This is a genomic window from Acrocarpospora catenulata, from assembly GCF_018476525.1.
GTDB classification, from domain to species: Bacteria; Actinomycetota; Actinomycetes; order Streptosporangiales; family Streptosporangiaceae; genus Acrocarpospora; species Acrocarpospora catenulata.
Map to the genome: position 1 here is coordinate 114,555 of NZ_JAHCST010000008.1, position 26,341 is coordinate 140,895.

Annotated in this window: 21 protein-coding genes, 1 tRNA gene and 1 pseudogene; 9 read left to right on the forward strand and 14 right to left on the reverse strand. The window is 70.1% G+C overall.

Annotated features, from left to right (window positions below; translation table 11 throughout):
- Positions 1–583 precede the first annotated feature (583 nt).
- Positions 584–1,411: pseudogene (locus KIP79_RS49355) on the forward strand (MFS transporter); the annotation flags it as partial.
- Between the two features lie 393 nt (positions 1,412–1,804).
- Here the strand turns inward: KIP79_RS49355 and KIP79_RS49360 are convergent.
- The 3 genes from KIP79_RS49360 to KIP79_RS10660 form a co-directional block, all read right to left on the reverse strand.
- On the reverse strand, positions 1,805–3,847 hold the full coding sequence (locus KIP79_RS49360; RefSeq protein ID WP_214104555.1) for a tetratricopeptide repeat protein: 2,043 nt from the start codon (positions 3,845–3,847) through the stop codon (positions 1,805–1,807).
- Positions 3,844–4,743, reverse strand: a complete 900-nt coding sequence (locus tag KIP79_RS10655) for an SIR2 family NAD-dependent protein deacylase (protein WP_214104556.1) — start codon at positions 4,741–4,743, stop codon at positions 3,844–3,846. The genes KIP79_RS49360 and KIP79_RS10655 overlap by 4 nt, the downstream gene beginning before the upstream one ends.
- A gap of 161 nt (positions 4,744–4,904) precedes the next feature.
- Entirely contained in the window at positions 4,905–5,060 is a 156-nt protein-coding gene (locus tag KIP79_RS10660) for an FxSxx-COOH-like cyclophane-containing RiPP peptide (RefSeq protein ID WP_214104557.1), read from the reverse strand.
- A 322-nt stretch (positions 5,061–5,382) separates the two neighbouring features.
- Here KIP79_RS10660 and fxsT point away from each other — a divergent pair, with 322 nt between their 5' ends.
- Entirely contained in the window at positions 5,383–7,800 is a 2,418-nt protein-coding gene (gene fxsT, locus KIP79_RS10665; protein ID WP_250213011.1) for an FxSxx-COOH system tetratricopeptide repeat protein, read from the forward strand.
- Here fxsT and KIP79_RS10670 read toward each other — a convergent pair.
- A complete protein-coding gene (locus tag KIP79_RS10670) occupies positions 7,793–9,103 on the reverse strand; it encodes an HEXXH motif domain-containing protein (protein WP_214104559.1) in 1,311 nt (436 codons plus the stop codon). The two genes, fxsT and KIP79_RS10670, sit on opposite strands and share 8 nt — an antisense overlap.
- On the reverse strand, positions 9,100–10,368 hold the full coding sequence (locus KIP79_RS10675) for an FxsB family cyclophane-forming radical SAM/SPASM peptide maturase (protein WP_250213012.1): 1,269 nt from the start codon (positions 10,366–10,368) through the stop codon (positions 9,100–9,102). The genes KIP79_RS10670 and KIP79_RS10675 overlap by 4 nt, the downstream gene beginning before the upstream one ends.
- Before the next feature lie 127 nt (positions 10,369–10,495).
- Between KIP79_RS10675 and KIP79_RS10680 the strand changes: the two genes are divergently transcribed.
- Positions 10,496–12,232 (forward strand): NAD-dependent malic enzyme, encoded by a 1,737-nt coding sequence (locus tag KIP79_RS10680; protein WP_250213013.1) that lies wholly within the window; start codon positions 10,496–10,498, stop codon positions 12,230–12,232.
- A complete protein-coding gene (gene fumC, locus KIP79_RS10685; protein WP_214104560.1) occupies positions 12,229–13,671 on the forward strand; it encodes a class II fumarate hydratase in 1,443 nt (480 codons plus the stop codon). Before KIP79_RS10680 ends, fumC begins: the two co-directional genes overlap by 4 nt.
- Positions 13,672–13,734: 63 nt before the next feature.
- On the opposite strand, the gene KIP79_RS10690 is transcribed toward fumC, so the two are convergent.
- Positions 13,735–14,154, reverse strand: a complete 420-nt coding sequence (locus tag KIP79_RS10690; protein WP_214104561.1) for a pyridoxamine 5'-phosphate oxidase family protein — start codon at positions 14,152–14,154, stop codon at positions 13,735–13,737.
- Positions 14,155–14,325: 171 nt separating this feature from the next.
- Here KIP79_RS10690 and KIP79_RS10695 point away from each other — a divergent pair, with 171 nt between their 5' ends.
- The gene (locus KIP79_RS10695) at positions 14,326–15,183 is read left to right on the forward strand and encodes a universal stress protein (RefSeq protein WP_214104562.1); all 858 of its coding nucleotides are present in this window, start codon (positions 14,326–14,328) and stop codon (positions 15,181–15,183) included.
- A gap of 13 nt (positions 15,184–15,196) precedes the next feature.
- Here KIP79_RS10695 and KIP79_RS10700 read toward each other — a convergent pair whose 3' ends face one another.
- Positions 15,197–16,390 carry an acetate--CoA ligase family protein gene (locus KIP79_RS10700; RefSeq protein ID WP_214104563.1) on the reverse strand — a complete coding sequence of 398 codons (1,194 nt, stop codon included), beginning with the start codon at positions 16,388–16,390 and terminating at the stop codon, positions 15,197–15,199.
- 192 nt (positions 16,391–16,582) lie between these two features.
- Between KIP79_RS10700 and KIP79_RS10705 the strand changes: the two genes are divergently transcribed.
- Complete coding sequence (locus tag KIP79_RS10705; RefSeq protein WP_214104564.1) at positions 16,583–18,907, forward strand: phosphoketolase family protein; 2,325 nt, start codon at positions 16,583–16,585, stop codon at positions 18,905–18,907.
- On the opposite strand, the gene selD is transcribed toward KIP79_RS10705, so the two are convergent.
- Complete coding sequence (selD, locus tag KIP79_RS10710) at positions 18,894–19,877, reverse strand: selenide, water dikinase SelD (protein ID WP_214104565.1); 984 nt, start codon at positions 19,875–19,877, stop codon at positions 18,894–18,896. The genes KIP79_RS10705 and selD overlap by 14 nt on opposite strands.
- Before the next feature lie 47 nt (positions 19,878–19,924).
- Between selD and selA the strand changes: the two genes are divergently transcribed.
- The 3 genes from selA to KIP79_RS10725 all read left to right on the forward strand — a co-directional run bounded on the left by selA (position 19,925) and on the right by KIP79_RS10725 (position 23,010).
- The gene (gene selA / locus KIP79_RS10715; RefSeq protein WP_214104566.1) at positions 19,925–21,211 is read left to right on the forward strand and encodes an L-seryl-tRNA(Sec) selenium transferase; all 1,287 of its coding nucleotides are present in this window, start codon (positions 19,925–19,927) and stop codon (positions 21,209–21,211) included.
- Complete coding sequence (locus KIP79_RS10720; protein WP_214104567.1) at positions 21,202–22,899, forward strand: selenocysteine-specific translation elongation factor; 1,698 nt, start codon at positions 21,202–21,204, stop codon at positions 22,897–22,899. The genes selA and KIP79_RS10720 overlap by 10 nt, the downstream gene beginning before the upstream one ends.
- Before the next feature lie 15 nt (positions 22,900–22,914).
- A tRNA-Sec gene (locus KIP79_RS10725) sits at positions 22,915–23,010 on the forward strand.
- A 95-nt stretch (positions 23,011–23,105) separates the two neighbouring features.
- On the opposite strand, the gene KIP79_RS10730 is transcribed toward KIP79_RS10725, so the two are convergent.
- The 6 genes from KIP79_RS10730 to KIP79_RS10755 all read right to left on the reverse strand — a co-directional run bounded on the left by KIP79_RS10730 (position 23,106) and on the right by KIP79_RS10755 (position 26,341).
- Complete coding sequence (locus tag KIP79_RS10730; protein WP_214104568.1) at positions 23,106–24,164, reverse strand: TolB-like translocation protein; 1,059 nt, start codon at positions 24,162–24,164, stop codon at positions 23,106–23,108.
- Entirely contained in the window at positions 24,161–24,664 is a 504-nt protein-coding gene (locus KIP79_RS10735) for a SigE family RNA polymerase sigma factor (protein ID WP_214104569.1), read from the reverse strand. The genes KIP79_RS10730 and KIP79_RS10735 overlap by 4 nt, the downstream gene beginning before the upstream one ends.
- A gap of 67 nt (positions 24,665–24,731) precedes the next feature.
- Positions 24,732–25,097: a MauE/DoxX family redox-associated membrane protein gene (locus KIP79_RS10740; RefSeq protein ID WP_214104570.1), complete on the reverse strand. Its 366-nt coding sequence runs from the start codon at positions 25,095–25,097 to the stop codon at positions 24,732–24,734.
- Positions 25,094–25,567 (reverse strand): hypothetical protein, encoded by a 474-nt coding sequence (locus KIP79_RS10745; protein ID WP_214104571.1) that lies wholly within the window; start codon positions 25,565–25,567, stop codon positions 25,094–25,096. Before KIP79_RS10745 ends, KIP79_RS10740 begins: the two co-directional genes overlap by 4 nt.
- Positions 25,568–25,654: 87 nt before the next feature.
- Positions 25,655–25,822: a hypothetical protein gene (locus tag KIP79_RS10750; protein WP_214104572.1), complete on the reverse strand. Its 168-nt coding sequence runs from the start codon at positions 25,820–25,822 to the stop codon at positions 25,655–25,657.
- Positions 25,823–26,341: a hypothetical protein gene (locus KIP79_RS10755; protein ID WP_214104573.1), complete on the reverse strand. Its 519-nt coding sequence runs from the start codon at positions 26,339–26,341 to the stop codon at positions 25,823–25,825. It abuts the gene before it with no gap.

Genomic DNA, 26,341 nt, shown 5'->3' on the forward strand with positions numbered 1-26,341 from the left:
CCTGTGGTGCGCCGCTTACCTTCGCATGCGCACGGCACTTGGCGAGTGGTTGAGACCGGATGGTCGGAAGCCCGCTGACCTGGGCCATCACATCGAGACGGAGCACAGAGGGCTACGGGTGGTCCCCGATGGGGCGGAACCTGTAAGTATATCGCGACAGGCGGTCAAGGTGCGGAGTTTTTGCCCCGTGAGGCCCCTGCTTCCAATAGGGTCTAGGTCTTCCCGGCTGGCTGGAGGCGGAGCCATTTCGACGTCCTCGGCTTGCCTTTTGTCGTCGAAACACAGCAACACTCCTCGGGGACGGCACGGGTTGCGCGGGCGTGTGCCGTAACTTGTGGGCTTGCCGACGCGCCGGCCCCGCACCCAGGAGGACGATTTGACCGCTGCGACGTTCTGCCTGGTCGCATGCCGCCTTCTGCTTACGTTTCCGCCCAGCAGGGGCGATCCCGATGGCGCCCGCAGGTTGGTGTTCAAATAAAAATGCCAGGCCATCGGAAAAAGAGTACAAATGTCAGGAAATTCGCTGTTAGCAGCGGGTTCAGATATGGCGGAGCCCCGTCCAGGTTTTGGGTCGGAAATTTTCATGAATCCTGGGGCGGGTGAGCATGGGCAAAGAGTGCGCTCCTATTTTTCCCGCCTCTGGTCGGCCTCCCTGCTCTCGGGGATCTCCTTCCGAACTCTCGGTGTGGTTTATCCGCTTTTCGCCATTCACCACATGGGCGGCTCTGCGGCGATGGTGGCCTGGATCGGCCTGGTCTGGACCGTACCGGGGGTAATCCTCTATCTGCCGATGGGCGCGCTGATCGATCGCCTGGGCCCGCGAAGGGTCATGCTCGGGACCGAGTTCATCCGGTGCGTGACCCTGGTGGTCTTCATTGTGGCCGTGGTGAGGGATCAGGGCCCGCCCCTCCTCCTGTTGGTCGCCGCCGGAATCGAAGGGCTGATGTGGGCCGCCTATTCGCTCGCGGAGGCGGTCGTGCTCCCCGCCGTGGTGGCCACCGACTCGCGGCCACCGGGGAAGGCGGACCGGTTCGCGCTGATGGAGTTGGGGACCCATGGCTCATCGCTGGTCGGAAGGCCGCTGGGTGGCCTTCTGCTCACCCTGAACATGTATGCGCCGTTCCTGCTGAACGCGGTCTTCTTCGTGGGGTCGTTCTTCCTCGTCCGGTCGGTGAAGTCGCCGGAGACGCGCGCTCCGGTCCGTCGAAGGCTGCTGGGCGAGGCGCTGCACGGGTTGCGGGTCGTGCGGAAGGGCCGGTTCCTGCTCGCCTTGGCCGGCACGTCAGGAATCAGCAACCTTGTGGTCCAAGCGTTGATCATGGTGTTCATCGCGGGCTCCACCGGCCAGCCCGCCTGGATGGTCGGGCTGGTCGTGGCGGGGGGAGGACTGGGCGGTATCGCAGGCTCGACTCTGGCCATGTGGATCCCCGTGCCGCGGCATATGTGGCTGTTCCAGCTGTGGACCACGACCACCGTGTTGCTGCTCGCGGCGTGCTTTCCCAGCCCGTGGATGTTCCTGCTGGCCATGGTGTGCAGCGGATTCGTCGGCAGCCTGACCAACGTGACGCACAAGATGTTCGAGGCGGAACATGTGCCCGCCGAGTCGCGGGCCCGGGTGGCGAGCGCCTCGCGACTGGCCGGACGGGTGGCCACCGCGGTGGCGGCGCCGCTCGGCGCGGCTATGGTCGCCTGGTTCGACATCAAGCCGGCCACCGGGATCCTGGCGACCGCGATGATCTGCACCACGGTGCTTCCGGCCGTGTTCAGTCCCCGCTACCGGCAGCTTGCGCTGGGCGTCTGGAAGTCAGGGCTGAGGACGTTTGCCCGCCAGCTTTTCCGCCTCTTTACGGAGATGGGCCGGCAGAGGCGGAGGTGGCGCGGTGAGCGCGCGCCGGGCCAGCACAGCCGCCGCCGTTTCTTCGCCCGCCGTTTCTTTGTCCGCCGTGCCTTTGTCGAGCAGGTGGCGGAGCCGGGCCGCGTAGCAGAGCACGGTCCCGTGGTCGGGACCCTCCGCGAGCGCCTCCGCGATCTCCAGTTCGGCCTCCGCTCGGCGGCCCAGCTGGGCGAGCGCCAGCGCGCGGGCAGCCCGGGCGCTCGGATGCTGGAGGGGCCGGATCAGGTCTAGATCGCGCAGCGCGGCCTCGGACTCGTTGAGATCGGCCAGGATCTCCCCTCGGGCGCGCAACGCCTCGACGACGTTGCCTTCCTGGTGCAGGAGCCCGTCCAGTAACTCCTTCGCGCGGACCTTTTCGCCGCCGTACCAGAGCGCCCAGCTGAGCTGGGTCACGATGCTCACGTCGCCGCCGCCGACTCGGTTCAGCGCCGCCCTCAGCTCGGTGACGGCCTGGTCGGGCTGCCCCTGGTACATCAGGATCCGCCCGATCGCGGCGAGCAGCCGGCCCACCGCCTCGGTCGCGCCGCCGAGCCCGGTGAACAGCTCCGCGGCGCGCAAGTAGTGGTCGATGGCACGCTGGAAGTCGTTCTGCTTGTAGGCGATGTTGCCGAGCAGCGACTCGATCTCCGCGCTGAGCTGGAGATCGTCCACCCCGGCCGCGGCGGCTTGTTCGGCCTCCTCGCGCGCCAGGTCGAGGTTGCCCTCGGCGAGGGCGAGCTCGGCCCGATGCAGGTGGTCCTGCGCCGTGGGCTCGGCCACGGGCGCGGTCCTGCGGCGCACCCGCAGGAGCCAGTCCACCAGCCGGTCGTGAGACAGCTCGCACCAGTACTCGTCGGCCGCCCTTTCGACCCTGAGCACGTTGCGGTCGACCAGGGCCGTGACGACGGCGTTGGGAACGCCCGCCGTCAGGGTCTGGCCCTGGTACACCCTCCGGCGGTTGCCGTACTGGTCGACGAAGGAGCCACGCAGCCACCGCTTCAGCGCCGCCGCGCCGCCTGGGTAGGCGTGCTTCTCCGCGACTCGGGCGACCACACCGTCGCCGAACTCGGTGAGCGAGCTGTCGGTCAGGGCGAAACGGCGGACGTGTGCGGACGTGATCAACGTGACGTCGGCGGGCAGCGAGTGCCACAACGTGGCGCAGGCGACCTGGAGGCGGACCGGGTCGACGGTTTCGAGCAGGGGCGGGGTGCCGTCGGGGGCCATGGCCGCGGCGGACATGTCCACCATGCGCAGATCCTGGACCAGCTGGTCCGCCACCCCGCCGGCGAAGGAGCGGAAGGTGCCTTCGAGGGGCCCTTCCACGGCCCGGACGGCGGCGGCGCAGCTCAGCGGGGCCAGCCGGAAGTGCTCCCGGTCGACGCCGGCCAGTTTGAGCTCGTGGGCGAGCAGATCGCTCAGCCGGTCCTCCCGGATGGAGAACAGCAGCCGTAGGTTGGGATCGTCGTCCAGCGCCTCCACCAGCTGATCGATCAGCCATTCGCAGTACGGATGCCGCTCGAAGGTGTCCAGGAAAAGTTCCTCGGCCTGGTCGATGGCGATGAGCACCAGAGCCGGGTCGCCGTAGGGGTCGTACCGGGCGTGCCGCCGCCGGAGGAAGTCCCGCACGGTCATCCTGGCCAGGCGCATCGGCGCCTCCTGGGGCGCCCACGAGGACAACAGCGCGAAGACGTGCGGGTTGTGCTCGGGCAGGGCGGGCGTGGGGAACGAGGTGCCGTGCGACACCCGGCCGATCGGCAGCGCGTCCGCCTTGTACGGCTCGATCAGCGGCAGCACACCCGCCTGGATCAAGGAGGTCTTCCCGGTTCCCGACGGCGCGTGCAGGACGGTCATCCGGTTGGACTGCCAGAGATCCGAGAGTTCGTACGCCTCCTGCTCCCGCCCGAAGAACTTGTCGGACTCCTCGGTACGGAAGGCCCGCAGTCCCACGTACGGCTCGTAGGTCGACGGAATCACGATGTCGCCCCCATCCGTTCCCGCAACTGGTGGCAGAACTGTTCGGCACTTCCCCAGAAGATGGAGATCTTCCACTTCTCGTAGTACGTCTCCAGCTGGTTTTTGATTTCGTCGGGATCGGCCCGGCCGTCGGGGAACTCGGGAGCGAGCTGCACGCTGATGTGCCGCCGGGAGTTCATGGCCGGCACGGTCTGCGCGAGCCGGGTGAACATGAAACGAAACGTCCAGTCCTGCAGGCTGTAGCCGATGAACAGCAGGGAACGCCGGGTGAGCGCCGCCTGGATGACCGGGGGCAGCATGCGCTTGCTGGTGGAGATCCGGTCGTGCGCCAGGTTCACCATGAAGTCGAGATAGTCGTCCTCGGTCAGGACCACCGAGTGCGGGTCTTCCAAGGTTCCGTGCAGGTGGTAGATGAGGGGAAAGTCAGGCTGCGGATTCCAGCCGGCCTTGCTGCCGAAGAGTTCGCGCGCGTAGCGGATGTCAGGGTTCCAGGGGCAGGCGGTGCGGCTGGGACGCTTTCCGACGGCGACCAGGGACTGGTAGATGAAGTCGTCGTAGTTCGTCGTGAGATAGACGGGGATGGGAAAGCCGGCCAGCAGGCCGTGGGGTTCCAGGGGGTGGGCGAAATCCGGCGGGTCGGCACCGACGAGCCGATCGCGGATCAACTTCTTGACGTAGATCGGATCCCCGAACCTCATCGCCCCGAATTGGGTGACCCTGGTGAGGTTCTCCGGATCCGCGTACGGATAGCCCCAGAGCCCGGCCATCTCTCTGCTCAACTCCCTTCCGGTGGGAAGGGTGGCGCCGCAGGCCCCGGCGCCGATGAAGGGCGTGCAGTCCCCGTTCCGCAGTAGGTGGATGAGCCGATCCCAAGCGGGCTCATCCATCTCACCCATGTCCGGCACCATTCTGCGTCGGGAACCGATCAGCCCCGAGCGTCCGTCCGACTCCGACGGGTGTGCTCATTGTTCACCGGAGCTTTCCGGGCAGGCGGGCCCGGCGGTTCGCCACATTACTCCCTCTTCGCTGTCCCGGCGGAGACAGCGAACATTTCGGGTCAGATGGAGGAGTCGAAACCGGCGGACAGTTCCTGTGTTCTTTCCTGTTCGACAAGCTTGGCGATGGTGCTGACCAGCACCGGGCTCTCCAGGGAGGCCAGTTCGTGGAGTGAAAGGTCACTCGTGTCGATGAGACCGAAAGGCGTGTCGGACATCTCGCTCTCCAGATCCTTGGCTGCGTGACGTGGGCGAATGTTTCAGTAGCGAACGTAAATGGTTTTGTGCGGGTCCGAAAATGACGGCCTTGGCCGCGGCGTTCTGGATCGAGATATAATTCTCGATGCTCGATGCCGTTCAATCAACCGTTACACCCTCGAATAATGAGGGCTTGGACCCTGATTCGGCCGGAGGCAAAGACGCGACATGTCGGAGTTATCGCTCACGGCCCATGCCGTGCCGGATCGCAGGCCAGACGTCTGGGTCAACGTTCCTGAACGGAATGCGAACTTCACGGGGCGCAACGATCTCCTGGCCCAATTGCGAGACGGCATCGGGGCCGTCACGGCGGTTCTCCCGCAGGCGCAGGCGTTGCACGGGCTGGGCGGTGTGGGGAAGACCCAGCTGGCGGTCGAATACGCCTGGCGTTACCGCGCCCACTACGACTTGGTGGCCTGGATCTCGGCCGACCAGACCCGGCTCGTCCCGGCCGCGCTGGCGGCGCTGGCCCCGGCCCTGCGGCTGCCGTCCTCGGCGGCCACCGGCATCCCCACCACCGCGCGGGCCGTGCGGGACGCGCTGGAACGCGGGGAACCGTACCGGCGGTGGCTGCTGATCTTCGACAACGCCGAGGAACCTGAGGACATCCGGGAGTTCATTCCGCGGGGCGCCGGGCACGTGCTCATCACCTCCCGCAACCCGCGCTGGGACGACTACGAGAAGACGCTCCGTGTGGAGGTCTTCCAGCGTTCGGAGAGCGTGGCGTTCCTGGACAAGCGGCTGTTGCGGGCGCCGGAGCCGGAGGTGGCCAACCTGCTCGCGGTCAAGCTCGGTGACCTTCCGCTCGCTCTTGAGCAGGCCGGTGCGTACCAGGCGCAGACCGGCATCACCGCCGAGGAGTACATAGAACTGCTCGATGAGCAGACCAGCCGGCTCCTGGACGCCAACCGGGCTCCCGGGTACCCCATGTCGATGACGGCGGTCTGGCAGCTGTCGGTGGCCGGTCTGCGCAGCAAGGTGCCGGAGGCCATCGAGGTGCTGCGTTGTTGTGCCTTCTTCGGTCCTGAGCCGATTCCGCGGGCCGTGTTCAAACGCGGAGCCAGCGAGCGTACGCCCAAGTTGCAGGCAATCCTGTCCGACCCCATCCTCCGGGACAAGATCTTCCGAGAGCTCGGCCGGTTCGCGCTGACCCGGCTCGACGCCACGGCCGGCACCCTCCAGGTGCACCGGCTGGTCCAGGCGCTGCTGCGCGAGGAGCTCACGCCAGAAGAGCAGGAGATGTACCGGGCCGAGGTGCACATGCTGCTGGCCGGGGCCGCGCCGAAGGACCCTGACGACACCGGGACCTGGGCGGAGTTCGCGGCCCTGTTCGCCCACGTCAAACCGTCGGATCTGATCGTCTCCCGGCATCCGGAGGTGCGGGCCTTCGCCATCGAGATGGTGCGCTACCTGCACCGGGCCGGCATCTACCATGACGCGCTCGGCTTCCTGGACGAGCTGCTCCAGCAGTGGATTCCCGAGCTGGGCTCCACCCATCCCGACGTGCTGGCCGCTCGCCGGCACCGCGGCAACGTGCTGCGGGTGCTGGGCCGCTACGCGGAGGCGTACGAGACCAATGGGGAGACGCTCGAACAGATGCGGCGGCTCCTCCCGCCGAACTCGCATGAGCTGCTCTGGATGAGCAACAGCTTCGGGGCCGACCTGCGGTCGCGGGGGGACTTCCACGGCGCCCGGGAGCTGGACGAGGAGTCGGAGACGGCGTTCATCGCGGCCTTCGGGGAGGAGAGCCCGCACACCCTGCGCCTGCGCAACAGCATCGCCCTCGACTACGCGCTCACCAGCGACTACGAGCGGGCCCGCAACCTGCACGCGACCACCTACGTGCGGCAGGAGGAGCGCAGCCAGGAGGCGGGCCGGGCCTCGGTGCTCATCTCCTGGAACAACCTGGCGCGGGTGGTCCGGCTGCTCGGCGACTACGCGGAAGCGTGCGACCTGGGCGAGGAGGCGTACGAGTACGGCATCCGCGAGTTCACCGCCGACCATCCGCTCACCCTGCTGACCGCCAAGGACCTGGCCATCGCGCGCCGCCGCAAGGGCGATCTGAACGAGGCGCTGAGCCTGGCGACGAAGAACCACGAGCAGTACCAGCAGACCTTCGGGGACCGGCACCCGGAGACCATGGCGGCGGCGATCAACGTCTCGAACACGCTGCGCACCCTGGACCGGATCGACGAGGCGTTCCAGCACGCCGCCACCGTGCTTCCCCGCTATCCGGACGTCTTCGGCGCCGACCATCCGTTCACCCTCGGCTGCCGCGTCAACATCGCCCTCCTGCACCGCCTGCGTGGCGAGGCCGATCGCGCGCTCGAACTCAACACGGCGATCCTGGCGCGGCTCACCGAACGGCTCGGGCCCAATCACGACTACACACTGACCTGTGCGCACAACCACGCCGGCGACCTGGCAGAACTGGGCCGTCACACGGACGCGATCGAGCTCGGCCGCCAGACGTACGACCGCTCGATGGCGCTGTTCGGCGAACTCCACTACATGACCCTCTGCTGCGCGGCCAACCTGGCGCTGGACCTGCGTTCGGCCGGTGCGGAAAAGGAGTCCGACCTCCTTCGCGAACAGGTTCTGGAGCGGTACGGCGCGGCGGTCCGCATGGGCCACCCCGACGCGAACGCCGTGGTCAAGGGCCTGCGGATCGAGTTCGACTTCGACCCTCCGCCTATCTAGGGCGATTGCGGCGGATCCACTCACTCCGATGCCGGGTCGCGGCGGCTCGCGCCTGGGTCAACGCACGGTCCGGCACCGGTTCCGGCAGCCAGGCCGCGACCGTGTCACGGATCACGCCGACGAAGTCACGACCCTCCGGCGTCAGACCGTCACCGGCCAGCAGGCTCGCCGTGCCGTCGTGGACCGCCTGACGCCATCGGGCGAACTCGGAATGTGCCCGCCCCTGGTCGTGATCCGGCAGCCGCCGCTGTCGCCGCCAGAACGCGGTCACGCCCAGGTAGGCGTAGACCCCCTGCAACAGCCCGTAGACCGGGCGGGGATCCTTCCGCCACGGGGCGTAGTAGCGGGTGGTGTGCCCGGGTTCGGTGAGCTGCACCACCTCCTGGAGGGCGGTCAGCTTGGCGTGCTGGATCTCGTGGGCGAGCGTCGAGGCGGTCGTGACGGCGTCGGGTGGTTCGGACATCGCGATCGTGCCGAAGACCTCGCGGGCGGTGGCGCTGTTCAGCCCTTTCCCGGGGGCCTCGATGGGGGTCACGACGGAGATCGCCGCGGCGACCTCGGCGGCGGTGGCGGGGTGGCCCGTCCGGAGGAGACTCCATGCCTCCGTCAAGCGCGAGCTCCAGTGGGGGTGGTCGGCCATGTCGAGCCGGGGACACCGGGTCGTCACGTCCGGCCACCGGCAAGGGTCGAGATCGTCGATGGTCAGGACGGGCCCGCCCGGCAGCGGAACCCTCCTGAGCGCATCCCAGTGCGGGGAGTCGGTTTCCTGGGTGACGGTGGAGGTGAGGCCATCGATGGTCAGCAGCGCACCTCCGGGGCCCGGGCGGGTGGCGACGGTCACTTCGCCGGGCGGGCGCGGGAGGCGCAGGCGGCCGAGGGAGGGCAACGTCAGGGAGTCGGCGAAGAGCGGCAGCCGCTGCTCGTGGCTGAGGCCGGCGTCGATCGCGGCGACGATCGGCAGCGTGCCCAGGAGACCCGGATCCAGGCCGGGCGCCGCCGCTTGGGCGCCCACCGATTTCAGCGACTGCCACAACCAGCTGCCCACCGCGGGATAGGCGAGAACGCGGTTCACGCTGGCCGGGGCCCGGGTCTCGAGGTCCGCCAGTGCCTGGTACGCATGGGTGGCCAGCCGGGCATGGGGATGGTCGGCCGCGATCGTCTCCCGTACCAGGCTGAGCAGCACCGCGCGATGTTTGCTGCGCTGGACCCTGCGCAGCAAGGCGACCGCGGGTTCGCCGCCACCCCCGGTGGCCAGTTCGGCGAGCATCTCGCCGGGAACGCGGTGCAGGGTGGGTGTGATCATCTGGCGCTCCTTGCCTTGGCCACATCCCTGGCGACCCGCTGGTGAATATGCGAGATGAGCCGGTAAAGGTCGAGGCAGTAAACCGAGGGATTGGCGAAACCGTTGACGTCGCTGTAGCGGTGCGCGTACAGGCCGCCTCCGCAGATCGTGTGAATATCGCAGGCGCGGCACCTGGCGGCCAGTTCCAGTGAACCGCGCTGCCTGGCAATGAATCCGGGATGGTGGAGCACGGACTCGAACGAGTCTTCGGCGACGTGCCGGGCGGTGGCCGCGGCGCCCTGGTAGGCGGATTTCAGAATGTCGGACTGCTCGATACTGCCGTCTGTTTCGACCACCACCATGCGCGCGGGCGAGAGGCCGATGGCCTCCGTGCGGGAGGGGTGTCCCATGAGCAGACGGATGATCTCCGTGAAGAAACGGATTTCGGTTTCCGTTCTCGGTGAGTCGTACCAGCGGTCAAAAACGGCGATCAGCCAGTCGGCGTACGGCGTCGCCGTCGATTCCGGATCGCGGAACGGCGGCGGCCGGGACCAGTTGCCGTGCGGCAGTAGCAGGTCGATCGCCGGAGGGTCGAACTCGATCAGCGCCTCGTAGGTGGCGACGGGGTCGTTGCGGATGTCGACGGTGCAGAGGATCCCCGAGAACAGCCGGTGGTGCCGCCCTCTGGCCAGCCGGTTCAGCGCCGCGACCACCTGCGGGTGGCTGCTCCTGCCGCTGGCGAAGACCCGGTGCCGGTCGTTGGCGGCCTGGTATCCGTCCAGGCTCACCCCGACCCGGACCTCCAGCTCCTCGAAGAGGTCGAGGAAATTCTGGTCGAGCAGAATGGCGTTGGTCTGCACGGCAATGTGTATCCGGGTTCCGACGTCGGCCGCGCGCCGGATCGCTTTTACCGCGTAGCCGATGAGTTCCGGTCCCGCCAGCAGTGGTTCGCCGCCGTGCAGAATTACCTCGATTTCCGCGAGGTCGTGGATTCTGGCGTGGTCGCCGATCCGCCGGGCGATCCGGTCGAGGGTGGCATGCGTCATGTTGATCGGCTGAGTGCGCCAGGATTGGTCGGCCATCTGGTACATGTAGCAATAGCGGCAGGCCAGGTTGCACCGGCTGTTGATCTTCAAGATGAACTGCCTGAAGGCGAGTGCCTTCCCGGCAGGCCCATGGTGCTGGAGTGATCCCTCCGTTTTGCCATCTCCAGACAAGTGCGCCATCCCCAAGGCGGTCAATGTTTTTGTCACGGAATGCACCTTCCATCTGGCCTTAGTTCTCATCCGGAGTCAAGATTCGCTGTTGCCTGGGCCGCGCGGATGAGGCAAACGGAGCTTTGTCGGCGCTTTGTTGTCCGCCAATCAGGGCCAGGGGAAGGCTGGAAATCAGCCGTAGAGCGTCAGGGGGGCGATGATGATGGGCCACCACAGGGCCGGTCACCACAGGACGACCTTCGCGGAGAGCCCGGACGGCGGCTACGTCACCTCGGAGGGCGGTCTGGCCGTACTGGAGAATCCTCTGCTCAACAAGGACACGGCGTTCAGTCATGAGGAGCGGGTGCGGCTCGGGCTTGACGGGCTGATTCCGCCGGTGGTGGAGACGCTCGACGAGCAGGAGGCCCGGGCGTACGCGCAGTATCTGGCGCAGCCGACCGACCTGCTGAAGAACGTCTTCCTGACGGCGCTGCAGGACCGCAACGAGGTGCTCTTCTACCGGCTGCTCTCCGACCACCTGCGGGAGATGCTGCCCATCGTGTACGACCCCACGGTGGCCCAGGCCATCAAGAACTACAGCCACGAGTACCGCCGTCCGCGCGGCGTCTACCTGTCCATCGACGACATGGACGGCATCGAGCAGGCCTTCCGGAACTTCGGCCTGGCCGCCGACGAGGTGGATCTGATCGTGGCCTCCGACGCCGAGGAGATCCTGGGCATCGGCGACTGGGGCGTGGGCGGCGGGGCGGGGATCGCCGCCGGGAAGCTGGCCGTCTACACGGCCGCCGCCGGCATCGACCCCGGCCGCGTCATCCCGGTGGCCCTGGACGTCGGCACCAACAACGAAGCCCTGCTCAACGACCCCTTCTACCTCGGGGTACGGCATTCGCGGGCGCGCGGGCGGCGCTATGACGAGTTCATCGACGCGTACGTCTCGACGGCCACCCGCCTGTTCCCGGACGCGATGCTGCACTGGGAGGATTTCGGCCCCTCCAACGCCAGGCGCATCCTGGAGAAGTACACCCCGCGCATCCCCACCTTCAACGACGACATGCAGGGCACGGGCGCGATCGTGCTGGCCGCCATGCTGGGCGCCGCCCGCATCGCCGGCACCCCCATGCGCCACCAGCGCGTCGTCGTCTTCGGCGCGGGCACGGCCGGCATCGGCGTCGCCGACCAGCTCTGCGACGCGATGGTCCGGGACGGCGTGGCCGAGGAGACGGCCGTCCGCCAGATCTGGGCGGTCGACAAGCAGGGCCTGCTCACCGCCGACATGCCGGATCTGCGTGACTTCCAGGTGCGCTACGCCCGGCCGCCGTCGGAGGTGGCCGACTGGCGCAAAACCGTGCAGGGCATCGAGCTGGGCGAGGTGGTCAGCCGGGTCAGGCCGACCATGCTGCTCGGCACCTCCACCGTGCACGGCGCCTTCACCGAGGAGATCGTCCGGACCATGGCGGGGAACGTGGAGCGGCCGATCATCTTTCCCATCTCCAACCCGACCGACCGGATCGAGGCGATGCCGGAGGACCTGCTCCGCTGGACCGAGGGCCGCGCCCTGATCGCCACCGGCATCCCGATCAACCCGATCACCTACCACGGCGTCACCTACGCCATCGGGCAGGCCAACAACGCCCTGCTCTATCCGGGGCTGGGGCTGGGCGCGGTGGTCGCGCACGCGAGCCGGATCAGCAAGGGCATGTTGCACGCCGCCGCCGACGCCGTGGGCGGGCTGGTGGACGTCACCACTCCCGGCGCCTCGCTGCTGCCGCAGGTGGAGAACCTCCGCGAGGTCTCGGCCACGGTGGCGGTGGCGGTGGCCCGGCAGGCCGCGGTGGAGGGGCTGGCCCGGGTCGATCTCGCCGACCCCGTACAGCGGGTGCAGGACGCGATGTGGCAGCCGGAGTACCGGCCGATTCGGAGCGAGGCGGCATGAGCACCCAACCCCACGACGTCCCGATCGGCCTGTCGGCCACCGGCACCCGGACCGAACGCGACTCGCTCGGCGCCGTCGAGGTGCCCGCCGACCACTACTGGGGCGCGCAGACCCAGCGCTCGCTCATCCACTTCGACATCGGCGACGACCGCATGCCCAAGGCCGTCTACCACGCGTACGGATACATCAAGAAGGCGGCGGCGATCGTGAACGGGCGGGCCGGGCGGTTGCCGCGGTGGCAGGCCGACCTGATCGGCCGGGTCGCCGACGAGGTCGTCAGCGGCGCGCTGGACAGCGAGTTCCCCCTGTACGTCTGGCAGACCGGGTCCGGCACGCAGTCCAACATGAACGTCAACGAGGTGATCTCCAACCGGGCCATTCAGCTGCTGGGCGGCCGGCTCGGCAGCAAGGAGCCGATCCACCCCAACGACCAGGTGAACATGGGTCAGTCGTCGAACGACACCTTCGTCACCGCCATGCACATCGCGGCGACGCTGGCCGTGGCCCGCGAGGTGCTGCCCGCGCTGGCCCGGCTACGGCAGGCCACCGCCGCCCGGAGCGAGGAGTGGGCGCACACCGTCAAGATCGGTCGTACCCACCTGGAGGACGCCACCCCCCTCACGGTCGGCCAGGAGTGGTCAGGCTACGCCGCCCAGCTGGACGACGCCTCCGGCCATCTCGAACACACCCTCACCGGCCTCTACCCGCTGGCCATCGGCGGCACCGCGGTCGGCACCGGCCTGAACGCGCCCCCCGGTTTCGGCGACGAGGTCGCCGCCGAACTGGCCGACCTCACCGGCCACCCCTTCACCAGCGCCCCCAACAAGTTCGCCGCCCAGGCCTCCTGCGACGCCCTGGTACGCCTGTCGGCGGCGCTCCGCGCCCTGGCGGTCTGCCTCTTCAAGTTCGCCAACGACATGCGCTGGCTCGGCTCGGGCCCCCGGGCAGGCCTGCACGAACTGATCCTGCCGTCCAACGAGCCCGGCTCCTCGATCATGCCGGGCAAGGTCAACCCCACCCAGGCCGAGGCGATGCTGATGGTCGCCATCCAGGTGATCGCCGACGACGGCGCGGTCGCCATGGCCGGCGCCGAGGGCAACTTCGAACTGAACGCCTTCCGCCCCATCATCATCAACAACGTCCTGCACTCAGCCCGCCTACTCGCCGACATGATGCACCACTTCCGCACCTACCTAATCGAAGGCACCCAGCTCAACACCCCCCAACTCAAACAGAACATCGACCGCTCCCTCATGATGGTCACCGCCCTCACCCCCGTAATCGGCTACGACAAAGCAGCCCAAATAGCCCACCACGCCCTCAAAGAAAACCTCACCCTCAAAGCCGCCGCCCTACAGTCCGGCGTCCCCGAGGACCTGTACGACAAAGTCGTCAACCCCGAAGCCCTGACCACCCCCGGAGTCGCCTCCACCCGCTGAACTAGCCGTAGCGCGGTCGGCGCGTTCCCCGTGGATGGTCATGGGGCCATCGTGGCGGAACCGTCAGAGGTTGCGCAGGCGTCGTCCGGTGATCTGGGTGGGCACGATGCGGAGGTAGTGGTCGCGTTCGCCGCCTGCCCAGGTCTCCAGGGGGGTGCCCGCGATGGCGGACCTGGGGATGCTCCGGACGGGGCCCTGGATGAGCACGCTCCAGCCGGAACGGGTCGTCTCGTTGATGGAGTCGATCTCGAAGGCGATGCACATGTCCAGGTCCTTGATGCCCGTGCGCAGGTCCTCGTCCATGACGCCGCCGCTGCGGGTGCGGAAGACGATCGCGCCCTGGTGCATGCGGTAGTTGACGGGCAGCACGGTGGGCCCGTGCGAGCCGCTGAAGGAGACCCGGCCGATCCCGCCACCGGAGATGAGGTCCAGGCACTCCTGCACGCTGAGCGTGTCGAGTACGGAGCCAGTGGATTCGCTCATCGGAGCGTCCTTCCTTTCTGTCCGCGGTCCGCGCAGGGGGCCAACGTCCCCAGTATCGGCAGGTCCCGGCTCCGCCGACACGGCCCATGGACCCCCCTGGTGAGGACCAATGGCCCTGTGTCCGGGTAGCGGCTCCGAAGTCCACTCAAGGTGGAAACGAAGGAGGATGCCATGCGTGAGGTCATCGTGGTCGGTGTGGACGGCTCCCCGGCCGCCCTGCAGGCGGTGGAGTGGGCGGCCGAGGACGCCGTCCGGGCCCGGCTGCCGTTGCGGATCGTGTACGCCGTGGACCGCTCGCCGTACCAGATTGTGAAATTTCCGGATTCGCGGTTGGAGGATCTGCTCGACCAGCACGCCCGGCGGGTGCTCACCGACGCCGAGGAGGCGGCCCACCTGCGGTATCCCGGACTGGCCGTCACCATTGAGACGATCAACGGCCGGCCGGCCGACGTCCTCCGCGCCGAGGCCGCGGAGGCCACCGAACTGGTGGTCGGCAGCCGGGGACTGGGCGGCTTCGCCGGCACCCTGGTCGGCTCGGTCTCCATGCACGTGGCCGGGCAGACGCCCGGCGCCGTCGTGGTGGTGCGGTCCCGCCCCGAGCATGAGCGCGGCGAGGTGGTCGTCGGCGTGGACGACTCCCCGATCTGCGAACCGGCCCTCACCTACGCCTTCACCCAGGCGCGGCAGCGCGGCTGCACCCTGCGCGCCCTGCACGCCTGGCAACTGCCCGTCTACGCGTACGCCCCCGAGATCGCCTACGAGCTAGACGAGATCGCCAAGACCCGCCAGGAGGCCGTCAACGCCTCGCTCGCGTCCTGCCGGGAGAAGTATCCCGAGGTGAAGGTGGCGGAGGACATCCGCCACGAGCACCCCGTGGGCGCGCTGGTGGCGGCCTCGGCCAAGGCGGACCTGGTCGTGGTCGGCTCGCACGGGCGCTCCACGCTGGGCGCGGTGGTGCTGGGCTCGGTCAGCCGGGGCGTGCTGCACCACGCCAAGTGCCCGGTGGCCGTGGTCCGGGCCACCGAGTAAAGCCGAGGAAAGGCTAGGCCCGGGAGACCAGCCGGATGGCGGTGTCCGTCACGACAGCCCCGTCAGCGGTGACGGTGACGGGGCTGAGTTCGAGTTCCGCCACCTCCGGCAGGGTGAGGATGAGCTGGCCGACCGCGCGGACCAGGGCGGCCAGCGCCTCGGTGTCGGCTTTGCGGCGGCCGCGGTAGCCGTACAGCAGGGGAGAGCAGTGCAGGTCGGCGATCATTTCGGCGGCGGTGGCGATGCCGAAGGGCGGCACCCGGAAGGAACGGTCGACGAGCAGGTCGGCGATGGGGCCGCCGGTCTGCACCATCACGAGCGGGCCGTAGACCAGGTGGTTGACGGCCCCGACGATGACCTCCACGCCCGGGGGTGTGGCGGCGGTGACGGAGATGCCGAACCCGTTGAGGAGGGCCACGGGATCCGGCAGGCCGCACGCCACGGGCGCGGGGGCCGGGGGCTCGTGGGAGCAGCGCCGCCATTCGGCGTAGCGCGCGGCCCGGGCGAGCGCGCGGATGGCCTGGTCCGGATACGGATAGTGGGGAACAGGGCCGTCGGCCCCCTGCCGCCCGAGCGAGCAGGCGACCATGGTCTTCCCGGGGTGGGCGGCCAGGCCCGGAGACACGGCGAGCAGGGCGTCCGCGTCGGCGGCGCTCCCGGCCACCACCAGTCCCGCGCGTTCGCAGGCGGCGGCGATCAGCGTCCCGGCGTCGGCGGGGTCGCCGACGAGGGCGACGCGCCGCCCGCGGGGCAGCGGCTGGGCGGCCAGCAGCCGGGCGGTGTCCACGAGTTCCCCCAGGGTGGTGAACCTGAGCAGCCCGGTCGCCGCGGCGAGGGCGCCCATGGCGACGCCGGGGGTGACGGCCGAGGCGAGCCGGGAGCCGGACTCCCCGTCCGGGAGCGGCCGGCCGGTCTCGAACAGCAGGACGGGTTTGCGGCGGCCGACGCGGGACGCGACCGCGGCGAACCTGCGCGGATCGCCGAGCGCGTCCAGGCAGAGCACGACGAGCCGCACCCGCTCGTCGTCCTCCCAGCGTTCGAGCAGGTCGGCGGCGTCGAGCCCGCTCCCGGCCGGCTCGTAGGCCGCCAGGGCCAGCCGCTCGCACAGCGCGTCCGCCACGGTGGCCGACTGGGAATACAGGCCGGTGCTGCCCTCCGGGCGTCGGGACGTGACCGTACGCGGGTGAGCGACGCATTCCTCGGACATGTGGGGGCGGGCCTCCTTCGCAGCTCTGGCGTCACCTTGACGGGAGGACGGCGGGCCGGGTAAGGGTCGGACGGCATGCCGGGAAAGGACCAAGGTCCTTTCCCCAGGGCGAACGCGCGGCGGCGAGGAACCACGCCAACTAGTGACCAACGTCCCTATTTCCCGGCGCACTCCGGCTTGACGATCAGAACTATGGACACCCTGGAGAGAATCGACGCGTACTGGCGTGCGGCCAACTACCTGTCCGTGGGGCAGATCTACCTGCTGGACAACCCGCTGCTGACCGAGCCGCTCAAGCCCGAGCACATCAAGCCGAGACTGCTGGGCCACTGGGGAACCACACCGGGCCTGAACTTCTGTTTCGCCCACCTGAACCGCGTGATCTCCGAACGCGGGCAGGACATGATCTACATCGCCGGTCCCGGGCACGGCGGCCCGGCGGCGGTGGCCCACGCCTGGCTGGAGGGCACCTATTCCGAGGTATATCCGTATGTGTCGCAGGATGTCGTCGGGATGCGCCGCCTGTTCCGCCAGTTCTCCTTCCCTGGCGGCATTCCCAGCCACGTCGCCCCGGAGACCCCCGGTTCCATCCATGAGGGCGGCGAACTGGGCTACTCCCTCGCCCACGCGTACGGCGCCGCGTTCGACAACCCGGACCTGGTGGTGGCCTGTGTGATCGGCGACGGCGAGGCGGAGACCGGCCCGCTGGCCGCCAGCTGGCACTCCAACAAGTTCACCGACCCCGCCAAAGACGGCGTCGTGCTGCCGATCCTGCACCTCAACGGCTACAAGATCGCCAACCCCACGGTGCTCGCCCGCATCCCCACCCCCGAACTGATCGCCCTGCTCGAAGGGTACGGTTACCGGCCGTACCTGATGGAGAGCGCCGACCCGGTGGCCGCCCACTCGCTGATGGCCGACACCCTGGACCAGGTCTTCGACGAGATCGCCGCCTACAAGCAGGGCCGGGCCGAGCGGCTGCCGATGATCGTGCTGCGCACGCCCAAGGGCTGGACCGGCCCGCACGAGGTCGACGGCAAACCGGTGGAGGGAACCTGGCGCTCCCACCAGGTGCCGCTGGCCACGGTACGGGAGAACCCGGCCCACCTGGCCATGCTGGAGGAGTGGATGCGCTCCTACCGGCCGGAGGAGCTCTTCGACGCCGGCGGCCGCCCGGTGCCCGAGGTCCTGCAGACCGTACCGGCCGGGAACCTGCGGATGAGCGCCAACCCGCACGCCAACGGCGGCATCCTGCTCCGCCCGCTGGCGCTGCCCGACTTCCGCGACTACGCCGTCGAAGTGCCGGAACCGGGGGTCCAGCTGAGCGAGCCCACCCGGGTGCTCGGCCGCTGGGTCCGCGACGTCATCACCGCCAACCCGGACAACTTCCGCCTGATGGGCCCCGACGAGACCGACTCCAACCGGCTGTCGGCCGTCTTCGAAGTCACCGACCGGGCCTGGCACGCCCAGATCCTGCCCACCGACCAGAACCTGGCGCTCGGCGGCCGGGTCATGGAGGTGCTCAGCGAGCACCTCTGCCAGGGCTGGCTGGAGGGCTACCTGCTGACCGGCCGGCACGGCCTGTTCAACTGCTACGAGGCGTTCATCCACATCGTGGACGCGATGTTCAACCAGCACGCGAAATGGCTGGACATCGCGAGGGAGATCCCCTGGCGCCGCCCGGTGGCCTCGCTCAACTACCTGCTCTCCTCGCACGTCTGGCGCCAGGACCACAACGGCTTCAGCCACCAGGACCCGGGCTTCCTGGACGTGGTGGTGAACAAGAAGGCCGCGGTCGTCCGCGTCTACCTGCCCCCGGACGCCAACACGCTGCTCTCGGTGGCCGACCACTGCTTCCGGTCGCGCGACTACGTCAACGTGGTGGTCGCCGGGAAGCAGCCCGTGCTGGACCTGTTCAGCATGGAGGAGGCGATCACGCACTGCACCCGCGGCCTGGGCATCGTGGAGTTCGCCTCCAACGACGCCGGCACCGAACCCGACGTGGTGCTGGCCTGCGCCGGGGACGTGCCCACCCTGGAGACGCTGGCCGCCGCCGCGCTGCTCCGCGACCGCCTGCCCGAGCTGAAGGTCCGGGTGGTCAACGTGGTCGACCTGATGCGCCTCCAGCCGCCCACCGAGCACCCGCACGGTCTGCCGGACGCCGAGTTCGACGCGCTGTTCACCGCCGACCGGCCGATCATCTTCAACTTCCACGGCTACCCGTGGCTGATCCACCGGCTCGCCTACCGGCGCAACGGCCACCACAACATGCACGTGCGCGGCTACAAGGAGGAGGGCACCACCACCACGCCCTTCGACATGGCCATGCTCAACGACATCGACCGCTTCCACCTGGTCATGGACGTGATCGACCGGGTCCCCGGGCTGGCCAGGACGGCGGCCCACCTGCGCCAGGAGATGGTGGACGCCCGGCTGCGGGCTCGCGCGTACACCCGGGCGCATGGGGAAGACCTGCCCGAGATCCGCGACTGGACCTGGCAGGTCACCGGAGCATAAGGGGGTGTTCCCCCGGGGGCGTGAGCTCGCCGATGACCGGCGCCCCCGGGATCTCCCCGGCGATCAGCAGGCCCCCGGAGGTCTGCGCGTCGGCCAGCAGGAGCAGGGTCTCCTCGTCCACGCCGCCCGGGTCGAGGTGCTCGGCCACCCAGCCGAGATTGCGCCGGGAACCGCCGGGCACGAACCCGTCCCGTACGGCCTGGCGGGCCCCGTCCAGCAACGGAATCGCGCCAGTGTCGAGCACCGCGGTGACCCCGGAGGCGCGGGCCAGCTTGAACAGGTGGCCGAGCAGCCCGAAACCGGTCACGTCGGTGGCGCAGGCCACGCCCGCCGCCAGCGCGGCGGCGCTCGCGTTCGCGTTGAGCGCGGTCATGGTGGCGACGGCCTGCGGGAAGACCTCGCCGGTCGCCTTGTGGCGGTTGTTGAGCACGCCCAGGCCGAGCGGCTTGGTGAGGGAGAGCGGCAACCCCGGCCGGCCCGCGTCGTTGCGCATCAGGCGGGCGGGGTCGGCCAGGCCGGTGACCGCCATGCCGTACTTGGGCTCGGTGTCGGTGACGCTGTGGCCGCCCGCGACGTGGCAGCCCGCACTGGCGGCCACCGCCGCGCCGCCGCGCAGCACTTCGCGGGCGAGTTCGTACGGGAGGGTCTCGCGGGGCCAGCAGAGCAGGTTGAGCGCCACCAGGGGGCGGCCGCCCATCGCGTACACGTCGGAGAGCGCGTTGGCGGCGGCGATGCGGCCCCAGTCGTACGGGTCGTCCACGACCGGCGTGAAGAAGTCGGCGGTGCTGACGACGGCGGTGCCGTGCTCGATCCGTACCACGGCCGCGTCGTCCCCCGACTCAAGGCCGACGAGCAGGTCGTCGCCGCCGGGAGTGGTCAGACCCGCGTCGGCCAGCACGTCCTCCAGCTCACCGGGTGGGATCTTGCAGGCGCAGCCGCCGCCCTGGGCGTACTGGGTCAGCCTCATCATGATCCAATCATTGCGCCCGCCCCCAGATTGCGATATCCCGATTTATCGTGACTGATCCGCGTCGGCAGATTCCCCGGACGGACGCCGTGCTGGCCGATCCCCGGTTCGCCGGGCCCACGGAGGTGCACGGGCGGGAGCGGGTGAAAGCCGCGGTCACCACGGCGCAGCGGCGGGCCAGGGACGGGGAGATCGACCCGGCCCGGGTGCCGGAGGCGGCGCTGGCCGCGCTGGCGGGCGGCGGGCCGCGCCGCGTGATCAACGCCACGGGGGTGCTGCTCCACACCAACCTGGGCCGGGCGGCGCTCTCCGCGCCCGCGCTGGCGGCGGTCCGCACGGCGGCGGGGGCGACCGACGTGGAGCTGGACCTGGCGACCGGGCGGCGCGGCCGCCGCGGCCGGGGCGCACTGGCCGCGCTCGCGGAGGCGGTCCCGGCGGCCGAGGCGGTGCACGTGGTCAACAACAACGCGGCGGCGCTGGTGCTGGCCGCCACCGCGCTGGCCAGGAACCGCGAGATCATCATCAGCCGGGGCGAGCTGGTGGAGATCGGCGCGGGCTTCCGCCTTCCCGAGCTGCTGGCCTCCACCGGCGCCCGATTACGCGAGGTCGGCACCACCAACCGCACCTCCGTCGCCGACTACACCGCCGCGATCGGCCCCAGGACCGCGTTCGTCCTGAAGATCCACCCGTCCAACTACCGGGTCGAGGGCTTCGCGGGCACGCCGCCGGTGCACGAGCTGGCCGGGCTTGGCGTGCCGCTGGTCGGCGACATCGGCTCCGGCCTGCTCCGCCCCGAACCCCTCCTCCCCGACGAACCGGACGCGGCCACCTGGCTGAAGGCCGGGGCCGACCTGGTGACCGCCAGCGGCGACAAGCTGCTCGGCGGCCCCCAGGCCGGGCTGCTGCTCGGCCGCGCCGACCTGGTGGAACGCCTGCGCTCGCACCCGCTGGCCAGGGCGCTCCGGGTGGACAAGCTCACGCTCGCGGCCCTGGAGGCCACTCTCACCCACACCGCCAACCCCACCCGCGCCGCACTCACGGCGGACCCGGGCACGCTCCGCCGCCGCGCCGACGCCCTGGTGGTACGGCTGGGCGCGGCCGGGGTGACCGCCCAGGCCGTCGACACCACGGCGGCGGTCGGCGGCGGGGGCGCCCCCGGGGTCGCCCTGCCCAGCGCGGCCGTCGCCCTGCCGATCGCCCTGGCCGACCCGCTGCGGGCCGCCACCCCCGCCGTGCTGGGGCGTGCCGACGGCGGGCGTTACCTGCTCGACCTGCGGGCGGTCGCCCCGGAGGAGGACGACGAGCTGTTCGCGGTGGTGACCGGCGTATGCGGGTGATCGCCACCGCCGGACACGTCGATCACGGGAAGTCCACGCTGCTGCGGGCGCTCACCGGGATGGAGCCGGATCGCTGGGAGGAGGAGCGGCGGCGGGGGCTCACCATCGACCTCGGGTTCGTGTGGCGCGGCGGGCTGGCCTTCGTGGACGTGCCCGGGCACGAGCGGTTCATCGGGAACATGCTGGCCGGGGTGGGGCCGGCGCCCGCGGTGCTGTTCGTGGTGGCGGCCGACGCCGGATGGTCCGTGCAGTCCGGGGAGCATCTGGCGATCATCAACGGGCTGGGCATCTCCCGGGGGGTGCTCGCGGTGACCAGGGCCGATCTGGCGGATCCGGGGCCGGTACTGGCCGACTGCCGGGAGCGGCTGCGCGGGACCAGCCTGGCGGGCGTTCCCGCGCTCGCGGTCAGCGCGGTCACCGGGGACGGGCTCAACGAGCTGCGGGCGGCGCTGGAAGGGCTGCCGGTGCCTGAGCAGGATCCGGGCGCGGAGGTGAGGCTCTGGATCGATCGGGCGTTCACCGTCGAAGGCCGGGGAACCGTGGTGACGGGGACGTTGGGCGCGGGCGTCATCCGGGTGGGCGACCGGCTCACCCTCCGGGGCGAGTCCGTATATGTCAGGGGATTGCACAGCCTGAACCAGCCGTGCGAGGAGGTGGCCGGGCTCGCGAGGGTCGCCGTGAACCTCCGGGGGTCCAGCCGTCCCCGTCGAGGGGACACGCTGGTCACCCCGGACCGATGGCTGGCCGTCTCCCAAGCCGATGTCCGGATTTATCCTGCCGAAAAGGTTCCCGAGCAGGTGATCTGGCACATCGGGACGGCGGCGGGAGCGGCCAGGGTGCGACCGCTGGGCGACGACGTCGCGCGGGTCGCGCTCGGCGAGGCCCTCCCCCTGCGCATCGGCGACCGGGCCCTGCTGCGCGACCCGGGCAGCCGCCGCGTCTGGGCGGTCACCGTACTCGACGTACGGCCACCGGAACTGCGGCGGCGCGGGGCCGCGCGGGCGAGGGCGGCCGAGCTGGCCGAGGTGGACGGCACCCCGGACGGCGCGGCCGAACTGCGGCGGCGCGGCCTGGCCAGGCGGGACGAACTGGCCGCGATGGGCGCCCCCGTCGCGGCGGAACCCGTGATCGGCGAATGGGTGGCCGACCCCGGGCACTGGGCGAGGCTGCGCGCACGGCTGGTCGAGATCGTGACGGCGCACGCCGCGAACGATCCGCGCGACCCGGGCCTGCCCGCGGAAACCGTCCGGCAGGCGCTCAACCTGCCGGACCGTGCGCTGGTGGACGCCCTCGCCGACGGCACGCCGCTTGGCCGCTCCCGGGGTCGGCTCACCGCCGCCGCGCCGACCTTGGCCCCCGGCATTGCCCGCCTGCACCAGGACTGGGCCGACCATCCGTTCGCGGCTCCCGACAGCACCCGGCTGGCCGAGCTCGGCCTGGACATCCGCGCCCTGGCCGCCGCCGAGGCGGCCGGACGGCTCACCCGGCTCACCCCCGAGGTGGTGCTCCCGCCCGGTGCCGTGGACCGGGCGCTGGCCGTCCTGGCCGGGCTGCCCCAGCCGTTCACGGCGGCCGACGCCCGCAAGGCGCTGGCCACCTCGCGGCGGGTGGTCATCCCCCTGCTCGAACATCTGGACGGCAGGGGGCACACCCGCCGGATCGACGGCAGTCTGCGGGAGATCGTCTGAGATAGGGTGCCGGACGGAGGCGTGCAGGTGCCTGGTGGCCCTCCCGGTCTTCAAAACCGGTGGCGCCGAGTAGCTCGGCGCGGCGGGTTCGATTCCCGTCCGCCTCCGCCACCTAAAGAAGGTTATTCAAAAGCTCGCCCGTTGATCGTGTCACCCGAGGCAGGTGGCTCGCTTCAAGGGCGCCGGGCTCCTTTTGAATAACCTTCTCAGTGCCGGGCGCTGCCAGGCAGGGCGATCTCCGCCATGCCTGGGTACTCGCCGATGACCTGGTCGCCGACGCGTACCTGCTGCCGCCCGTTCTCCTGGTCGCCCGGCATCCGCACGGTCGCGTAGCCGTCCCTGGTCGGGCCCATGGCGTAGTCCCCGTCCGGCAGGACGGTGTACTGGACACGGTTGCCCGTGGTGTCGAATTCGGCCACGGCGACCTTCTGCTCGTCGGTGTACTCCAGGACGAAGATGCGGCCGCCGCTGACCTGGACGGACAGGCCGTGGTCGGCGTCGGCGAACACCCCGGCGGGGGAGGCCGTGAGGGTGATGTCCGTCCTGTCGACGCGCAGGGTCACCCGTTTCCGTTCGGCGTCGCCGTACTGGGACTCGTCGAGGAGCACCAGCGCGCCGGACGGGAGGATGCCGACCGGTTCGTACCCGGCGGACGGGGTGAGCGTGGTCTGCTTGCCGGTGGACAGATCCACCTGCAGGTACCCGCTGACGTCGCCGCTCTGGTGGTAGCCGAGGATCAGGCGCCGCGAGTCGGCCGACCAGACCCAGGGGCTGAACGCGCCGCCGGTCCCGATGGCGGGGACCTGGACGACCGTGTCCCCCAGCAGGTCCCTGAGCTGGTAGCCCGCCAGGGTGGGCAACCCCAGCCAGCGCCCGTCGGGGGAGAGCGTCATGTTCCCGGACGGGGTGACCGTATGGGGGCCCAGCGCGAACTCCCGTCCGTCGGTGAGGGACAGCAGGGTGGGGCAGGTCGCCCGGCAGGGTGTGTAGACCGCCGCCCCCTGCCCCACCGGGCCGCTCACGGGCAGCGCGGCGTAACCGGGGGTGGTGGCGACGCTGAGTGTCGGCGAGGCGGCGATCTCGCCGCCGTTCCCGCCGGTCTGGAGCAGCAGCGTGGCCACCACGAGACCGGCCGCGGCCAGCCCGGCGGCCCCGGCGCTCTGCCGTACCGTACGGCGACGGCGGAGCGTGGCCAGGGCGCGGTCGGCGTCGGCGTAGTCGCGGGACTCCCGCTCCAACTGAAGGTACGTGTCACGCAGGTTCACGAGTGCACCCTTTCCAGCAGCTGAGGCGCCACTCTCTTCAGACGTTTGAGCGCGTCGTGTTTGTGTCGCTTGACCGTGCCGACCGAGCAGCCCATCCGCACGGCGACCTCCGCCTCAGGCAGGTCCTCGTAGAAGGTCAGATAGAGCGCGATGCGCTGTTTGGCGGTGAGCACGCCCAGCGCCTTCCGCAGCACGATCTTCAGGTCGGTCTCGGCGGCCGGATCCTCGTGGTCCCGGGTCTCCGGCAGTTCGGCGGTCGGCAGGATGACCAGCCGCCGGGGGCGCCGCCAGGTGCGCAGCTGGTTGAGCATGATCTTGCGCACGTACGCCTCGTGGTCGGCCACGTGGGTCAGCTTGCGCCACCGGGCCGCCGCCTTGACCAGGGTCTCCTGGAGGAGTTCCTCGGCCTCGCCGTGGTCGCCGGTGAGCAGGTAGGCGGTCCGCGACAGGGCCAGGCCGCGCGCGGCGACGAACTCTCGGAAACTGTCGGCGTCGGTCACCCCGGCTGGCCTCTCCTTGGACGGCGTCACCCAATGAAGACTCCGGCTCCGTCCAGAAGGTTGAGGATCAGACCGTGACCAGCGCCAGGCCGAGCACGAGCACCGCCGCCGCCCGGGACCAGGTCCACGCGGACGCCTTCTCCTGGACGCCGAAACACTGGCAGGACGCCGACTCCCCGGCCACCAGCAGATACGTCTGCGCCGCCGTGAAGCCCAGCCCGAGCAGCAGGCCCGCGATCCCCGCGAGCAGATTCGGCAACGGGGAGAAGGCGACGGCCGCGGTTCCGGCCTCCGCGATCACGATGGCCACGGGGGCGGTCCAGCCGCGCACCCCGAACACCGCCAGGCTGTCGCGGAAGCCGCGGAAGGCACGGAGCTTGCCCGTGACGGCGAGCAGGAGGATCGCCCCCAGGGCGTACCTGACCAGGATCATGGGAGCACCAGCGGCACCAGCATCGGGATGATCAGCAGCACGAAGAGCGGGCGGAGCCGGGGCAGCGTGAAGTAGAAGGCGGTGTCGGCGGACATCTTGCTCCGGGCCGTCACGAAGGTGAGCAGCATCACCGTCCGGCCGAGCGCGAATCCGGCGCCGGCCAGCAGCGCCTCGGGCCAGGAGGCCAGGAACATGACGGCGATCGCCATGACGTGCGGCAGCGCGGTCGGGGAGTAGGTCCGCATTCCGGTGCCCATTTCCATGCCGAACTGCACCGAGCCCCAGAAAGGAATCCTGGTCACGAACTGCGGCACCAGCCGGGCGTTCTGCGGAATGGGGAACTTGAGCACCCCGATTTCCTGGAGTAAAAGCACCACCGCCGCCGCGGCCACGAATATCCGCAGCCAGAGAATCGGGAACGGCGCGCGCAGCAGCGAGCCGAGGAGCAGGAAACCGAAAGCGGTCGCCATCGCTCCGATGAACAATCCGGCGACGAAGCCGGAAACGTCAGAGCCCCGCCGGACCGACGAGGACAGCACCCAGGCGCTGTTGAGGCTTCAAACGGAGCCGGACAGCGAGAACCCGGCCACCAGCGCGGCCACCAGCCAGGTGAAGCCGCTGGTCCCGGCGGCGTGCGCCCCCGCCGCGAGCAGGGCCGCCTCCGCCGCCACGATCAGCACCAGACCTGGTGCCAGCAGGCGTACGGAGGCGGTCGCGTTGCCCATCTAGATGGCGGTCCGGCAGATGGAGAACCGGCCGGAGCCGCTGCTGCCGCAGGTCACGGAGTAGTAGTAGCCGTCCGAGCACTTCCGGCGGAGGCTGGAGGTGCTGCCGCCGGTCCAGCGCCAGGCGTTCCTGCCGTCGCAGGTGTTGGAGTAGGAGGTGTAGTTGATGCTGACGCAGGTCCCGGAGTAGCCGTCGTCCCGGTGCCAGGTGTTGGTGCAGTTGTCCGAGCCGTAGTACGCGCTGGACGGTGTGCACACCGAGGTGGCGTTGGCGTACCCGTGGCAGCCGTCGGTCCAGATGGTGGTGTAGACGACGGCGGCGGCGCTGCGCGGGCGGGCGCCCGGCAGCAGGTCCAGCGCGCCGAGCCCGGCGGCCGTGGCGGCGCCGAACGCCATCCCGATCATGCGGCGACGGCTCCAGCGGGGGTTGACCACGCCCATCCGGGACGGCAGCGCCCCCTCTGGCCGCTCGTCCGCGCTCGGGATCTGGTCGAGAATCGAGCTTGCAGGACCGGTCAT

Coding starts and splice junctions, on each gene's coding strand:
- KIP79_RS10750 (WP_214104572.1), bottom strand. CDS start 25,822: ATGGGCAACGCGACCGCCTCCGTACGCCTGCTGGCACCAGGTCTGGTG.
- KIP79_RS10705 (WP_214104564.1), top strand. CDS start 16,583: ATGGACACCCTGGAGAGAATCGACGCGTACTGGCGTGCGGCCAACTAC.
- KIP79_RS10755 (WP_214104573.1), bottom strand. CDS start 26,341: ATGACCGGTCCTGCAAGCTCGATTCTCGACCAGATCCCGAGCGCGGAC.
- KIP79_RS10690 (WP_214104561.1), bottom strand. CDS start 14,154: ATGAGCGAATCCACTGGCTCCGTACTCGACACGCTCAGCGTGCAGGAG.
- KIP79_RS10700 (WP_214104563.1), bottom strand. CDS start 16,390: ATGTCCGAGGAATGCGTCGCTCACCCGCGTACGGTCACGTCCCGACGC.
- KIP79_RS10675 (WP_250213012.1), bottom strand. CDS start 10,368: ATGAGAACTAAGGCCAGATGGAAGGTGCATTCCGTGACAAAAACATTG.
- KIP79_RS10680 (WP_250213013.1), top strand. CDS start 10,496: ATGATGATGGGCCACCACAGGGCCGGTCACCACAGGACGACCTTCGCG.
- KIP79_RS10655 (WP_214104556.1), bottom strand. CDS start 4,743: ATGGGTGAGATGGATGAGCCCGCTTGGGATCGGCTCATCCACCTACTG.
- KIP79_RS10695 (WP_214104562.1), top strand. CDS start 14,326: ATGCGTGAGGTCATCGTGGTCGGTGTGGACGGCTCCCCGGCCGCCCTG.
- KIP79_RS10720 (WP_214104567.1), top strand. CDS start 21,202: ATGCGGGTGATCGCCACCGCCGGACACGTCGATCACGGGAAGTCCACG.
- selD (WP_214104565.1), bottom strand. CDS start 19,877: ATGATGAGGCTGACCCAGTACGCCCAGGGCGGCGGCTGCGCCTGCAAG.
- KIP79_RS10745 (WP_214104571.1), bottom strand. CDS start 25,567: ATGGCGACCGCTTTCGGTTTCCTGCTCCTCGGCTCGCTGCTGCGCGCG.
- fumC (WP_214104560.1), top strand. CDS start 12,229: ATGAGCACCCAACCCCACGACGTCCCGATCGGCCTGTCGGCCACCGGC.
- KIP79_RS10670 (WP_214104559.1), bottom strand. CDS start 9,103: ATGATCACACCCACCCTGCACCGCGTTCCCGGCGAGATGCTCGCCGAA.
- KIP79_RS10660 (WP_214104557.1), bottom strand. CDS start 5,060: ATGTCCGACACGCCTTTCGGTCTCATCGACACGAGTGACCTTTCACTC.
- KIP79_RS10740 (WP_214104570.1), bottom strand. CDS start 25,097: ATGATCCTGGTCAGGTACGCCCTGGGGGCGATCCTCCTGCTCGCCGTC.